The sequence below is a fragment of the Candidatus Nitrosopumilus sp. bin_68KS genome, from assembly GCF_054095825.1.
In genome coordinates, this window is the sequence record NZ_JBSWSP010000013.1 from 105288 (window position 1) to 119680 (window position 14393).

Consider the following 14393-nt stretch of genomic DNA (forward strand, 5'->3'; position numbering starts at 1 on the left):
CGCCTTTAGTTTTTAAATAGACTACGATTAATTTACTCATGACTACTAGGTCCCAAGTATTAATTCCTATTTTCATTGCAGCTGTAATTATCGGTGCGGTAGGTTTGATGTCTATTCCAAGTGAAAGTAAATTAGAGTCTGTTGAATTTCCAAGAGGTACAATAAAGGTTGATGATGTTCCCTTACAAGTACAAATTGCAGACACCGAACCAAGACGCGTTCGTGGTTTAATGTTTCAAGATGAATTGCCCTATGATCAAGGAATGATTTTTGTATTTGAGCAATCTGGTCTTTACTCTCTTTGGATGTTAAACATGCAATTCCCACTTGATATGATTTGGTTTGATGAATATGGCAAAGTTGTACACATTGAAAAAAATATCCCTCCATGCAAAAGCCCTTTAGAAATTACAACTTGTCAAAGCGTAGTTCCTGATAAAGAAGCAGTATATGTTCTTGAAGTCACATCTGGATTTGTTGAGCAAAACAACATCACTAAAGACTCTATATTGAGTATAATTTCTATTTAATTTTTAAAAAAAGCTTTATGTTAGATTCTCTTGAAGTGATTGTAATGAATAAAATAATCCTCATTTGTGTTTTGATTGCTTTTTCAATTATTGGTGCTACTTTGGTTGTTATTTTTTCTGAGGATTCCCCCGAATCTCAAATTATGAAACCTGTTTATGAAAATGATTTTACTTTTTATGATGTGGAAAAACTAGAAAACTCTCTGAAAGAAAAAAATATTTCCATGTCTGCCCCTGTTGCTATCACTGATCATACTGTAGCACAGTATTGCACATATTTTGATTTTATAAATGAACAAAAAACTGTAGAGTATTGTACTACTACTGCTCTTTTGAATTCTGATGGTAAAACAATTGGTAATCTAAACATGGGCGGTACCACTGATGGCCCCATAATGGCACTTGCAATTATCGATGCGTCTCCATTTTTAGATTCAAGATATGGTGAAGTGAATTTTGTTTTTGAAACTATGATTGAAACATTAGTTTGTGATTGCTGGGAAATACGTCAACCAGGTGGCTTTGATTCTATTCAATCTTGGATTGACACTGCTTCAGAGAAATATGAACAATCAGGGCAAACTACTCTAAAATCTGAAATTACAGGTTTGGATAACAAGCGATTGATTTTGGAAATTACATCTACTGGGGAATCCTATCTTTGGACCCTTTTGGTACTAAAGTAGTCTAATTATATACTGCAAAATTCTTTGATTGGCGATTACGATGATTGATCAATTATGGTTTATTCTTTTGGGGTTCGCAGCTGGTGTTTTGGGTTCAATGATTGGATTAGGTGGCGGTATTGTAGTGGTTCCAGTGCTAACTTTTCTTGGCTTTCCTCCTACAACTGCTGCAAGCAACAGTCTTTTTGCAGCTTTGAGTAATGCTGTTGCTTCTACAATCTCTTATTCCAAGCAAAAAAGAATTGAAATCTCTCTGGGATTAAAACTGGGGTTACTTTCAATTCCTGGAACTGTTTTAGGTGCTGTTATTTCAACTGATGTCGCACCTGATATTTTTAAAATTTTATTTGGATTTGTTTTGATTGCATCAGCAGCTTACATTTTTTTGAGAAAAAAAATTGAAAATAAAGAAAAAACATTGTCTAAACAAATTGTGTTATTTGCAATTGGTGCAAGCTTTTTTGCAGGAATAATTTCTGCATTTTTTGGGATTGGTGGTGGTATAATCTTTGTTCCATTGATGGTTGTAGGAATGGGAATGACTATGAAAAGGGCAGCTCCCACATCTCAATTGATATTGTTATTCTCTTCTTTGTCTGGGGTTATTGTTCATAGTCTTTTAGGCCATCCTGACTTTACTCAAGCAGGATTTTTAGCAATTGGTTCTTTTGCAGGTGGATTAGTTGGTGCACGTTTATCAATTGATATCAAAGAAAGATATTTGCAAATTATTGTCTCTGCTGTCATTTTGATAGCTGCGGGAAAATTATTCTTAGATTCAACAGCAAGCAATTTTGGATTTTAGCCTTGAATTTTTTATTGTATTTTTATAGTTATTTTGTAATACATAATGTCTATCAGGTCATTTGATCTGAGGGCTGGGGAGACTAGTCGGCTCTCCGGTATTTTATCTAAAAAATAAAAGAATCGAATTACTTATGAATATCATAATTTTAGCTTGAATAATTGAAAATATCCTATACTAAACATTTTGATGATCCAACCTGTGAAAAATTTACTGAATTTCATGTAGATACTCACAGAACCTGGTGGTGCTGCAAGCAACTCAAAGAACATGACAAGCATTTCCAATTATGGAATGTTAAATGGGCAAAATTTCATTTTAAGGATATTGGCATTGATGGAAACATTGCATTTTTTCCAATGAGTTACTGTCCTTACTGTGGGGAGAAAATCGAATACGAGGAGTATGCAAAATGAAAACTAGTCTACTAATATTACTTGTAATACTAATGATTCCAATATCTGAATCATTTGCCGAAGAAATTGAAATAAAATTTGGTGAAACTATTAGCTATGAGAATTTAAAATTCTACTTTTATGACATTGAGGATTCAAGATGTCCATCTGATGTAACCTGTATCTGGGAAGGAGAAGTGTGGGCAATGATTCGTTATAGTAATGCTACATTAGATGTTGGAGGGCAAAGAAACATTGGACATGTGGATAAACTCTTTGAGCCATACACCATTTTACTAAAAGGGATAGAACCATATCCTATCAGCACTGAAAAACCAGAGTATGTTGCAATTCTTGAGATAACAAAACCATCAATGTCTGATGAATTAATCGATGAACAAGTATGTGGTGTTGGAAATGTTCTGATTAATGGAATTTGTCAACCGTCAGAACCTAAACCATCAGATTTTCGAGATCTTCAACGAGGCGAAACAATTTCAAATCCTGAAGTAGCAATCATTATTCAAAGTCTTGGTGCAATACTGATTGTATTTTTTATTATACTCTATGCAATAAAAAAGAGATTAAAGAAAAAGGAAAATCAGTAAAATTCATTTCAAAATTGTGTATTGTATCTTTTCTTTGTAAACTAGTGTGGAGACAACTATCATGATTGCAATAATTATGTTTACAAGTATCAAAATAAAATTTTGATAAAACCATTCAGTTGAGAATAATTCCGTCGCCTCTGTCTTTTTTTCAATACTTCCTAATTGATTTTCGTATAGAATTACTCCATTTTGATTTTGAACTGATACTCCAATAGGATCTGGGTGTGCAAATACAATCGATATTGAACCGCTTAGAAGCAAGACTGTTAGTAATATTCCATATGTTTTCATAATTTTGAGCCTAAAAATAGAATCTAACAAATAATCTTTAGCGGATCAGAGTTTGCAATCTCATTAATTGTTACATACATGTTAAACTCATCATCGTCTACTTTAACTGCAAAACTATCAATTGTTGAATAATATTTTTTGTTGTGCTCTGAATCCTCCAAATCCTTTGTGGCAAGCAGTCCATGTGAAATCAAATATGAAATGTTCTCAGAAATGTTTTGTGTGTCATTTTTTGCCCTTGAGACAATCTCCCAAATAGTAATTGGATAGTCAAATGCAATGTCGAGGATTTGTTTTTTTACTGGATCATCAAAGGATTCCAAAATTGCGCTTTTCAGTGACTCGTCTTTAATCTCAACTGTGTGTTTTGCCTTGGATTCTAGACGACATATGATGTCTAGTGTCTTTTTTATTAGTGGTGTGCCGCCATCTCCTAGAACTTGTCCTGTAATGGTTTGAAATTTCTCAAAATCTTTAATTGATGATAATAAAGTCATGTGGTGTTGTTCAAACAATGAATTTTTTATTTTTGTTATCTCGTCATAGCTGACAAAATCTGAAAATGTTTTCTCAAAAGGTGAAGCTAGGAGAGTCTCCATTGCAGTCATGGATACACGGCCTCTCCTATTGGATACTTTGGCAAACGCGACAAGTTTACCTGAAGTCGTATCTGACTAACTCTTGTAGATACACTAAACTCTGCCTTTGAAATTATTTTGTCATACAATCGAACACGATTTGTAGTTTTTGTGTATCCTACAGGCAAAATAAAACCATCTTGCAGAAGCTCATTGAATTTTCGATAAGCTCCTGACTGTGAAACTCCTGCATGTCTTAACATCTCGTCTTTTGGAATTGGTTTGTCAATGTGCAACAGAATTTTTCGCTTTATTGCATCAGAATAAATTCCTATGATTTTTTCTGCAAGATTGTGCTCGTACAGCTCAATCCATAGCGAATAGTCATGGTCTTTTAGAATTGTTAATGCGGACTTTACTTTGGATTTGGGCTTGCTCTCACATGCAAGCATGGTGCTTTGTCCGGGTTCAAGATGGTTGTTTGCATTTCGTATTGTGTCAATACACAATAACTGAGAAAACTGGTTTGGCATTGTTTCTAATACGTCAAAATAATACTTAAGACGTGCTACTTTTTCTTTTTTTTGAGAAAATCATTTTTCTTTAAATATCTGTGATATTTTAGGCACAAAAAATGGGAGGTTTAGCCCCTTCCCATGGCGGCATACTTGCCTTTTCTTCCTCGTATGAAGAAAGATGCTGCAATTCCACCAAACACTCCACCTGCAAGAATTGATGCGCCAACTATCCCATCTGCTGCAAAGTATGGAGTTCCAGAACCAAACGCATCAGGATTTGTTGCAATCTCTTTTTTGTTTGCAGGATCTTCTAGCCAATTATACAGTGATCCTTTGTCAAGAACGTCATACTGTGCAAAAGCTGGCTGAACTACTACAACTAGCATTGCAGAAAACAGCATTCCTGCATAGACTGAACTTGTTTTTCCCATGGAATAATTCTTTGGAATCTGATATAAAAAAACAGAATCATTTTCCCAAAAAAAATAATCTCATATTTGTATTTTATACAATTATTACACTATGTAGTATATGTTGAGAAAAATTATTCTAACTAGCATTGTAATGGCATCACTCTCATTGATTTTGCCTGTACATGCGGTGCAGCTAGATGCTGCAATACCAAAAGACTCTGAGGAATTTGTTCCATCATTTCAGTTTACCAGAATCATCTCAATACAGTATGATGAGAATAGCAGATTATCTGAACTCGTAGGAGACAAGAAGCACAATGTCCGAATTGATCTTGATTCAGAAAATTCTGCAATGCTCATTAATTTGATAAATACAGAACTAGAAAAAAAATCATTTGTCAGAGTAAGTGGTATTGATGGTGTGTATTCTGCAATAATTATTCCACAAAAAAACTCTGTTAGCGTAGAGTTTAAAATAATTTTGCAGCCTGTAATGTCTGGTCATTTTGTTGGTGATTCAACACTTGATTCTGAATGGAGGGGGTTTGAAATATCTGATGCTGTTGCAGTATCCTCTGAATATGGAATGTATGATATCAACTCCCCAAAATCAGTACTGCTGGCAGTGATGCCTGATGTCTTGGACTATCTGTCTGATTCAGATGCAATGCGATTACTGGAATTGAAACTCCTTGATACTAGTGGCCTAAGTGATTTGCCGCTATCAAAGTGGGAATCTATGTTTGATCCTACTGCAAAGATGAGTGAAACCCAGGAATATGGATTTTCAGGAGGCGTGATTACAAACTATTCCATGGGAATCTGTACCGTATACTTGGGATTGTGCCAGGACAGAAGCTATTCTGAAGAGTTTGCAATTGACAGGGAGAAATATTCCATAAAATCAATTGAATCTCAAGATGATGCCACCATAATCCTTGAAGGTTATGTGCAGGAGATTCGTCATGGGGGAATTGATATGTTCTCAATTGCAGATTCTGCACCCGACAGGGGAAATGAGAATGATACACAGGTTCCAATAATGTATGTGATGTCTGGTGCAGGAGTAGCACTTGCAGTTGGCTTTTTTGTCTGGAGTGATAAAAAGAGCAAAAAAACTAGTACAGAGCAGACAGGGATTGATCCAAAAAGTCTGTGTGCAGTTCCAATCGGAAGTTCTGCTGGTAGTTATCAGACAAACCGTGTAACTGCTCATCTGGCATAATTTTTTTTCTATTTTTTTAAATAATTCTTTTTGTTGTATCTATTATAATTTTAAAATAATTCTTTTCTTTGGGAATTCGTTGTCGCCTTTATCTATCACAATGACATAGTATATTCATGAGTCTAATGGGAATGTATGTACTTAATACAAAATACGATGAGCAAAAAACTCACTTGGCTTTAGATATTTTGTACGGTGATAGAAAAAACCAGTTCCGTGAATTGTCTTTGGTGCTTTTGAATCAAAAGGCATTGCACATGATGCCTCACTGGAAAGAATACATTCTAAACTTTTGTTTGGATGTGGAGGAATCATTTCTATCTTGGTCGGATCAAAAACCACTACTAGCAAACTCGCCTCAAAAATCACTGATGATACTTAGACGTCTGGGACAGAAAAGAACCTCGATGAATCAGATTGCACACTTGCTTAACATCTCCTATGATTTATCATTGGAGTTTAAGGAACTATATCGACGTCTATAGTTCCTTTGATGTTACTTTAGAGTAAAAGATTCGAAGTCTTTATGAGCATCACAAATTCAATTTTATTGATACATGAAATCAGTTGATGCTCTCTTTATGATTAGTGCAATTTTAGTTCCGATATTGTTAATTTCACTAAACTATGGTACAATTGATGATTTTTACTCTTATTCAGTTCCGTTGAATAGTTTGGTAGTTGATCCTCATGGATTCAGTGATGATCCTGAAAAATTTCATGAAACCCTGAACAAAAAAGATTCTACCTGCTTTACGACAAATAATGGAAATTTCTTTTGTTATGAATATCCTAGAATTTATGAGCACTCTGCCATATCTTATGTTCGGGGTATTTCTGGAATTGATGGAGAATTACATTTTGATCCGATTGAGCATGGAGTAGGTTACTTTACAATGAAAAATATGACTGTAATTTCAGGCGATACAGCACTAGTAACATTTGCAGACAAGGATTATAGAGTTGGGAACAAAGACCGAGTTGTTTATGATATTACTGAAGACTTTGAGTTTTCAGCAGTAATTGAAAAATATGATACGTTTGTTGCAAAATGCAATAATTACAATGGAACCAGTGTGACTGTTGTACAGTATATTGGTATAGTTACAATAAATGATGTTGACTATTTTGCAACATGGCATACTCCTGCAAGCTCTGATGTTGGAGTGACATGCAAGTATCCTGAAATTATAAAGTACAGCTTGAATCATAACTTTGGAGATTTGTAAAATGAATTTTAAATTAATAATAATCCTTGTCATAATAATTGCATCCATTATGGTGTTCTTTTCAGTTGATTCGATGAACATGGATAAATTGTGTGCAGAAAAAGGAGGAGTTAGAAATGATGATGTATGTCTGATTGAAATTATTCCAGTTGAAGAAACGGCATATGAGATTTTAGGAATCGATAACCGTCTTTATCCATCAACCCCTTTGAAAATTTCTATCAAAATAAACGATGACAGTATTTGTGACAATTCAAAAGATAACGTTGATGCTAGAATCCTTGATACTGCTACTGGCTATTCTATCTGGGAAGCAAGTTCAGATATTCAATGTATTGCTATAGAATCTGGCGGATATTATTATTTGATTTCAACTGAAAATAATCCTGTTGTTATTGATGATGTTGGACGGTATCTATTTAGAATAACTATAGGATCTCATTATCTTGAAAAGACATTCAGAATAAGTGAACATTCTAGTGGTGTTTCCCTTGATAGGACAGTATATCCTGTCCCTTTTAATTCCGAATCTAATGTTGATCTCTCTCAAATAAAATCAATAAAACCAAACACTATGGAGTTTTTCTATTATCCCAATCCTGAAGATACTGCAAACAGAGATGTCTTTCAGAAATTTATTTTGATTCGACTGCCTGAACATCTAGGTGGTACAGCAGATGATGTCTCAGCATTTAGGGCATACAGTGCATTGTCAGTTGGTGTTCACTGTCAGATGAAGTACTGGCCTGATCAAGGACGACAACGAATGGAGGATCCTTGTTGGGGTTCTATCTATCGCCCAATTGATGGATTGATGATTATGGGTGAGCGCCCTGTAGTGAATACTTTGCCAATAGCAATACCGTATCTGGGCTTGTCTCTTGATGAGAACGGCTCTTTGTATGTAGAGCCTCCAGTATGGACTATGGATAAAAATGGAGTGATAGGAGAAGGGCGGAATATTACATTAGAACAAGTTCGTCAAGGCTCTCAGGTTCTAGTGGACTCGTATGAAACATCAAATCCCAATCATCCAAGTATTCCAATTGATTTTGCAGGACAAATTTTGACTCAGATTAATCCTAGTTCAAACAAAGTTGAAGTACTATACCATGATTTCTCGTCATTTAATTGGCATGGAATTACTCTATACATCAGCAATGAATCAGCACAGGATCAAAAATATTTCCGAAATTTTGCACAATCTAATTCAGAGTTTTGGCAAATTAATGATACTCTAATTAGAATTGGCGGCTCTGCAATGGATAAAAATAGTTCTCAGCCAGAAAAGTTCCGTGTATATAATATTGAATTTATTCTAGATGGATTCAAGTTTGCAATAGAGGGACAAAATCTAGAGTTTATGAAAAAATCAATTGTTTCATATTATTTTCCAGAGTCTGAATATGATGACTTGATCTTGGTTTCAAGTACGGTGAAAAAATGAAAACTAAACTTTTGTTTGGATGTGGAATTATTATTGGAACAGGTATCTTAATTACAATTCTATTTTTAGAATGGGTTTCACAATTTGAATAATTTGTTTTTTGTTATTGGCATACCCCACATACAAAAAAAATTTCAAATATTATTCTGTTATATTTCTTACAACGAGAAACCGTTATTCTGCGTAGTAGAATAATTGATCTGGAAAACACCTCAGGTTAGAAATCGTCCTAGAATTCTTTCGTGTTTTCCATGTATCTCGTTGGTTTTATTTAATTTAATTTAATTTCATATTTAAAACGGTTGTGCATGAATCCCAGTGAATACTTGCTTAAATTAAGGGATTGAATTGGTAAGTTGTCTCGCAAATCTATGAAAATTAGTTCAGTTTTCTCTTGATTCATTTGCAAATTAGATTAAGGACTGTAAAAATTCCAGAATAAATCATTCATCTTATTTATATTCAAGAATTACCACCCACATTTGCTATGAGTTATCAATATGATAACAACAATGATGACATAGATTCAGACTATGATGATGACATAGATTCAGACTATGATGATGAGGATTAGCAGTCCTCTTTTTTCTTTTTTCAAAATCATCAAGGTTATGGTAGTTGTAAATAATAATGAGTTGATCAAATGATGCTTCTATTTGTGGCGTATGAGTAGGCGATGGATTTTTAAATTTTATAACTCGTAATATTCTCTAAAAATCACTCTATGAGAAATAAACCCTTAGCAATAGCAGGCGGAATTGGAACTGCATCTGTATTAATTTGGGTGTTGATAGTTGTACCTCAACTAATCAACACTAATGAAATTTTTGAACTTGCATCGCAGAATGTTGGAGAAATCCAGTTTGCAGAGAAAATTGGAATGGAACTTTCTGAACCGATCAAGATGATGTTTGTGTGGACTACAAACGTAATAGAGGAAAATGGCGATGAGATAATTTTTCACACTGTTTATAATTATAAGGATATTCTTACCGATGAAAGTTTATGGATTACCGAATTTGATGAATCTGTAAATAAATTCACTAGAGAGTACACTGATAAAGAAGGATATTTCATGTTTCCAAATAATCTAAAACAACAAGACTATGATGTATATGATATAGGAGGAACTGTTTTACATTATAATTTTATAGGTGTTGATGAAATTGATGGATTAACAGTTTACAAATTTTCAGGTCAAACTACTTTTGATGTTTCACACATATATCCTGATTTTTCTGAGCAAATTTTTGAGGATTATTCTGCAATAAACTATGTTGAACCCGTTACTGGACTTGAGGTTGCATCTACAGAAAAATTCACTGACTATACTATGATTAATGGGGAAAAAGTAATCATTCTTGATGCATGGGATGAACCTACATCTTTTTCAAAACATGTGTTAATTCAGAAAGCAAAAGGCCTTAAAACACTGTATGAATTTTATGAATTTGTAATTCCAACAACATTGATCATTTTTACTATTGTTACATGTTTGTTATTATTATTGTATTCTAAAACCAAAAAGAGTCAAGAAAAATTAGAACAATTACAGCTAACCGACAAGCAAAAAGATGAGTTTGTCACTATGCTTGGGCACGAAATAAAAAATCCTTTGACTCCGATTTTTTTCCTATGTGATCTGCTTTTAAGAGAAAAAGACGGTACACTCAATAACAAACAGCGTGAAAGAATTGAGAATATTAAAAAAAATACTCATCAACTAAATGATTTGTTATCTGATCTTTCTGAAATTAAAAAAATTGATTTGAATCAGTTGTCTATTTCAAAAACAGAGGTGGATTTAAGGGAGTATTTGGAAAATGTTTTAGAAGACGTAACACAGTTCTCCGGTTACAAGAAAATTGAATTTTGTCTAAAATTAGAAAACTCGTGGAAAATAAAATGTGATCAAAAACGTATATCTCAAGTAATATCCAACCTTGTCAAAAATTCAATTGATTTTGTTCCTACAGTTAATGCAAAAATTACAATTTCGGCAAAACAAGATCCCAAGGGGACTATAATCTCAATTGAAGACAATGGTGTTGGAATTTCTTCTACTGATTCTGATATCATATTTGAAAAGTTCAAGCAATTAGATAACTCTTCAAACATTAAACACAAAGGAACAGGCTTGGGACTTTCTATTTGTAAAGGGATAGTAGAGGCTCATGGTGGGACCATTTGGTTTGATAAAGATCATACTGATGGCGCAAAATTCCACTTTTTAATTCCCAAAGATTGATTTTCATCATGATTTACAAATGAATTTGTATATTCTTCAAAAGTTGAGAATTAATAATGTCTGAACTATTAAAGAACATAAATTACTTGTATATTTTTTTAAAAACTGAAAACGGTTCTTCTAAAATGACATAATCTCGGCTTTTGAGTATGACATTTATTTTATCATCGTCTAGTTTCGATGGATTATAGCAACATAGAAGGGATAGCCCATTCAAGACTTTTTTGTTCAATTGACTACCAGCTTTTTGATGTTCTTCAAAAAATCCTACCTCTGAAAACCAACTAGTGTCTTCACATGCAACACGTACTAGATTGTGTGGATGTGCTTTATCAAGTAAGCTAACTAGGAATTCACTAATTTTATTTGATTCTAACTTGTTATTTTGAATTAATTCATTATATGTGATATTTTGACTGCAGTCGTATTTTGATGAAACTTGTGAAAAACAACCTGTGGTCAAAATAGGGATTCCTTTTGGATGGATAAATTCATTTACGATTTTATCTCTATTGGCCTCAGTATTAAAAAATAAAATACACTGATCTTGATTTTCCATTGAATGAATTAAATTGTAAACATCTTGGTTTGACTTTGTAATTCGTAGAAAATTATGGTTTTTCAAGAGTTTGACAATATTGTTAGGCATATCATTTGAGTTTTACTTTAATTTATTAAGATTTGTTTGATTCGCATCTTCCTCATTAATATAGTTCATAGAGCATTCTAGGCAACAGAAATCCGAAGCTCTGTTATTGAAAGTTTTTCCACAACCCGAACACTTTTTTTCCATAAATCAAATCTGTATTCTTTATTCATTAAAACATATGTGGAATATTCCAATTTTGGGAATAATTCCAACTACTATTGGAATGAAAATATTCCTCTTACCTTGGTGGTTCTTTTTTTACTCGGTAAATGTTTCTTTTTGAGAGAACAATTATTTCGCCATCTTGATTTGTTCCTTCAAAATCAATCCCAATCTTTCCAAATTCCTCATCAATGTCGTCTTTTTGAGATACAGTAAATTTTAATTTCAAAACTTGATCAGTGAATAATGTCTTGAGAAATCTTGTGTTTCTATTTTTCCATTCTGGATCTCCATCAGTCCCAACAAAAACAATGTGGTTTCCATAAATATGACTTAGTCTTGTAAATTCTCCTTCCATTCTAGATAAAATGGCCCTTCCTGAAATGATTTTTTGTTCTCCTTTTTTCCTCTCATCTAGGAATGCATTTCTAACTCTAGAAAAATTAAGATACTCTTCTAATTCTTTATCTGAAATACTGCATGTGGAATAAAACGAATCTCCAATTCTAAACTCTGAAAATTTTTTCATTCTTATCTTGATTCATCAACACAGAAAACTATCTCTGATGATGACTCTGCATTACCTGATACTAGAAAATTAAATGCATCTGCAATTCTTTGATTATTGGGTTCTGAACCTGTTACAGAACCTGGGAAAATTGTAAACATTCTAATTTTTGATTTTAGGACATCACTTAATTCTTGATTGACTGTAGTTGTAAATGGTCTTAATGCTCCTCTAAAAACTTCTACCTGTCCCCTCTGTGTGCCTGTGACCTTTCTACCTACTGGTAAATCTGGACCAATAATCATTATTGCACCGTTTGTGTCTTTGTAAAGACGTGGGTCATTGGTTCCGCCTGGAACAAATTCCTCAAGTGCTCTTTGTGCAACTGTTGCAGGTGTTGTGATGAATTTTTCAATTAATGCTTCCCAATCTGCTCTTGATAATTCTGTCATTTTTGACATCTCTGGGAGATTTCCAGTTATGTGAATCACTCCCAAAATATCACCAATGTTGGTTTTTGCGGTGTTTAACCATTTTGCAACTTCTTCAGGATTCTTTATGTCTACAACATGAGAGTGAAATTTGCTGCTGATGTATTCTTGAAGTTCTGTAGAAGTTGATTGAGAAATAAAACATGCTACTTTACCGCCGTTTTTCTCAACATGCTGTGCCAAAAATTCTACTCGTTGAGCATCTGCTTTATCCGTTGCATCGATAGTAAGGACTACAGCTTTTCCTGTGAAATCTGGTTGATGACAACCAGGTGTAGTTGTTCCAATATGTGGTTTAACTGGATAAAATACTCTATCACCTGGAATAACTTTACCGTTGATAATTTTTGCAATTTCATCATCACAGAGATTTAGTACTGATTCTGCTACTTGGCCTTGTGAAAGAAATTCTCTATTTGCAATCATATGTGATGTATTGTTTTGTACTTTTTCTGCAATGGTTTGTATTTTGTTTAATAGATTTGTAAATGTGTCAGTTAGTTTTGTAACATCTTTTCCGTTTGCAAGTTTTGCTGCAGCTTTTGCAATTCCTTCTTTGATAACGTTCTCATCTTCTCCTAATAATGGAAGTAATTCTCTATTTGCTTCATCGACTTCAGTTGGTATTAGCTCCTCAAATCCACTGACTCTCATAAATTCAGCAGCTGCTTTTGGATATACTGTCTTGTAGATTCTGTCTGAATGCACTGGTCCTGGATTTGTTGCAATTGACATGATTCCTTTATCAGTTAATTCCCATGACATTAATTCTGCTAATCTATTTTTTGCACCTTGAGCTGCAGTATATGGACTTCTAAATCTATATGGTCTTTGTTCTAATGGTTTTTCTTCTGTAAAGAATGTTGAAATTGTAATTATTTTTCCGCCTTCTTTCATTACTCTTAATGCCTGAACTGAGCCCCAGAATGTTCCTGTTAGATGAATTCCAATAGTACTCTTGAATTCCTCGAGTGGGGCGTTTGCAAAACAAGTAACAGGTCCTGACACTCCTGCATTATTAATTATGTAATCTATTGTAGTATTTTCATTTTTTAGCGTATCAAACATGTTGTTCATTGCTGATTCATCTGCAACATCAACTCCTGCAAAAATTCTAACTGATGAAGTTGTACCTTGAGGGATCTTTCCTTCGAGTTCCTTTGCAGCTTCCTCTAATGGTTCCTTTCTTCTTCCAAGAATAATTACACTTGCCCCCTCTTCTATGAATTTTGTAGCAATGGCTTTGCCTATTCCTGTACCACTTCCTGTTACTAGAGCAATCTTATTTTGGAATTTTAGCATTAGATAAAGACTCAAAACTTTTGTGATATTTAATTCGATTGATCTCTGTGTCTCTTTTCTTGATATCTTTATTTGTGGGTATGGTTAATGATTTTTAATGCATGATACAGAGCCAGACACATTTGTTTATCAAACATGGCCTGAAAAATTCAGTAATATGTTAAAAGAGATTGGGGTTGATTCTGAACCCAAAGAAATTGGCACTGATGATGTTGAAAAAGGTGATTACTATAGTAGATATTTTGCTCATACAGCTAGAATGATAACAAACAAGGGCTGTCTTGATGTCAAGAACTCAAATATTG

18 protein-coding genes are annotated in these 14393 nt (G+C 33.7%); 11 read left to right on the forward strand and 7 right to left on the reverse strand.

Annotated elements, in window-relative coordinates:
* Nucleotides 1-38 precede the first annotated feature (38 nt).
* The 5 genes from ACW9W3_RS06830 (at nucleotide 39) to ACW9W3_RS06850 (ending at nucleotide 3024) form a co-directional block, all read left to right on the forward strand.
* On the forward strand, nucleotides 39-530 hold the full coding sequence (locus ACW9W3_RS06830) for a DUF192 domain-containing protein (protein ID WP_457765405.1): 492 nt from the start codon (nucleotides 39-41) through the stop codon (nucleotides 528-530).
* Nucleotides 531-574: 44 nt separating this feature from the next.
* Entirely contained in the window at nucleotides 575-1216 is a 642-nt protein-coding gene (locus tag ACW9W3_RS06835) for a hypothetical protein (RefSeq protein WP_457765406.1), read from the forward strand.
* 40 nt (nucleotides 1217-1256) lie between these two features.
* Nucleotides 1257-2021, forward strand: a complete 765-nt coding sequence (locus ACW9W3_RS06840) for a sulfite exporter TauE/SafE family protein (protein ID WP_457765407.1) — start codon at nucleotides 1257-1259, stop codon at nucleotides 2019-2021.
* 161 nt (nucleotides 2022-2182) lie between these two features.
* On the forward strand, nucleotides 2183-2437 hold the full coding sequence (locus tag ACW9W3_RS06845) for a hypothetical protein (protein ID WP_457765408.1): 255 nt from the start codon (nucleotides 2183-2185) through the stop codon (nucleotides 2435-2437).
* A complete protein-coding gene (locus tag ACW9W3_RS06850; protein WP_457765409.1) occupies nucleotides 2434-3024 on the forward strand; it encodes a hypothetical protein in 591 nt (196 codons plus the stop codon). Before ACW9W3_RS06845 ends, ACW9W3_RS06850 begins: the two co-directional genes overlap by 4 nt.
* Before the next feature lie 3 nt (nucleotides 3025-3027).
* On the opposite strand, the gene ACW9W3_RS06855 is transcribed toward ACW9W3_RS06850, so the two are convergent.
* The 4 genes from ACW9W3_RS06855 to ACW9W3_RS06870 form a co-directional block, all read right to left on the reverse strand.
* Entirely contained in the window at nucleotides 3028-3318 is a 291-nt protein-coding gene (locus tag ACW9W3_RS06855) for a hypothetical protein (RefSeq protein ID WP_457765410.1), read from the reverse strand.
* A 23-nt stretch (nucleotides 3319-3341) separates the two neighbouring features.
* The gene (locus ACW9W3_RS06860; protein WP_457765411.1) at nucleotides 3342-3926 is read right to left on the reverse strand and encodes a hypothetical protein; all 585 of its coding nucleotides are present in this window, start codon (nucleotides 3924-3926) and stop codon (nucleotides 3342-3344) included.
* Nucleotides 3923-4429, reverse strand: coding sequence for a hypothetical protein (locus ACW9W3_RS06865; RefSeq protein WP_148313045.1), 507 nt, complete (start codon nucleotides 4427-4429; stop codon nucleotides 3923-3925). Before ACW9W3_RS06865 ends, ACW9W3_RS06860 begins: the two co-directional genes overlap by 4 nt.
* A 110-nt stretch (nucleotides 4430-4539) precedes the next feature.
* The gene (locus ACW9W3_RS06870) at nucleotides 4540-4845 is read right to left on the reverse strand and encodes a hypothetical protein (protein ID WP_457765412.1); all 306 of its coding nucleotides are present in this window, start codon (nucleotides 4843-4845) and stop codon (nucleotides 4540-4542) included.
* Between the two features lie 100 nt (nucleotides 4846-4945).
* Between ACW9W3_RS06870 and ACW9W3_RS06875 the strand changes: the two genes are divergently transcribed.
* From ACW9W3_RS06875 to ACW9W3_RS06895, 5 genes are all read left to right on the forward strand, one after another.
* Nucleotides 4946-6052, forward strand: a complete 1107-nt coding sequence (locus ACW9W3_RS06875) for a hypothetical protein (RefSeq protein WP_457765413.1) — start codon at nucleotides 4946-4948, stop codon at nucleotides 6050-6052.
* Between the two features lie 116 nt (nucleotides 6053-6168).
* Entirely contained in the window at nucleotides 6169-6537 is a 369-nt protein-coding gene (locus ACW9W3_RS06880) for a hypothetical protein (RefSeq protein WP_457765414.1), read from the forward strand.
* A gap of 72 nt (nucleotides 6538-6609) precedes the next feature.
* Nucleotides 6610-7281, forward strand: coding sequence for a hypothetical protein (locus tag ACW9W3_RS06885; protein ID WP_457765415.1), 672 nt, complete (start codon nucleotides 6610-6612; stop codon nucleotides 7279-7281).
* 1 nt (nucleotide 7282) lies between these two features.
* Nucleotides 7283-8728, forward strand: a complete 1446-nt coding sequence (locus tag ACW9W3_RS06890; protein WP_457765416.1) for a hypothetical protein — start codon at nucleotides 7283-7285, stop codon at nucleotides 8726-8728.
* Nucleotides 8729-9452: 724 nt separating this feature from the next.
* Complete coding sequence (locus ACW9W3_RS06895) at nucleotides 9453-10976, forward strand: porin PorA family protein (protein WP_457765417.1); 1524 nt, start codon at nucleotides 9453-9455, stop codon at nucleotides 10974-10976.
* Nucleotides 10977-11058: 82 nt separating this feature from the next.
* Here ACW9W3_RS06895 and ACW9W3_RS06900 read toward each other — a convergent pair whose 3' ends face one another.
* From ACW9W3_RS06900 to ACW9W3_RS06910, 3 genes are all read right to left on the reverse strand, one after another.
* Nucleotides 11059-11625, reverse strand: coding sequence for a hypothetical protein (locus ACW9W3_RS06900; protein WP_457765418.1), 567 nt, complete (start codon nucleotides 11623-11625; stop codon nucleotides 11059-11061).
* Between the two features lie 238 nt (nucleotides 11626-11863).
* The gene (locus ACW9W3_RS06905; RefSeq protein WP_457765419.1) at nucleotides 11864-12316 is read right to left on the reverse strand and encodes a hypothetical protein; all 453 of its coding nucleotides are present in this window, start codon (nucleotides 12314-12316) and stop codon (nucleotides 11864-11866) included.
* Nucleotides 12317-12318: 2 nt separating this feature from the next.
* The gene (locus ACW9W3_RS06910; RefSeq protein WP_457765422.1) at nucleotides 12319-14088 is read right to left on the reverse strand and encodes an SDR family NAD(P)-dependent oxidoreductase; all 1770 of its coding nucleotides are present in this window, start codon (nucleotides 14086-14088) and stop codon (nucleotides 12319-12321) included.
* A gap of 97 nt (nucleotides 14089-14185) precedes the next feature.
* Here ACW9W3_RS06910 and ACW9W3_RS06915 point away from each other — a divergent pair.
* The coding region (locus ACW9W3_RS06915; RefSeq protein WP_457765420.1) for a hypothetical protein at nucleotides 14186-14393 on the forward strand (208 nt) is incomplete at its 3' end.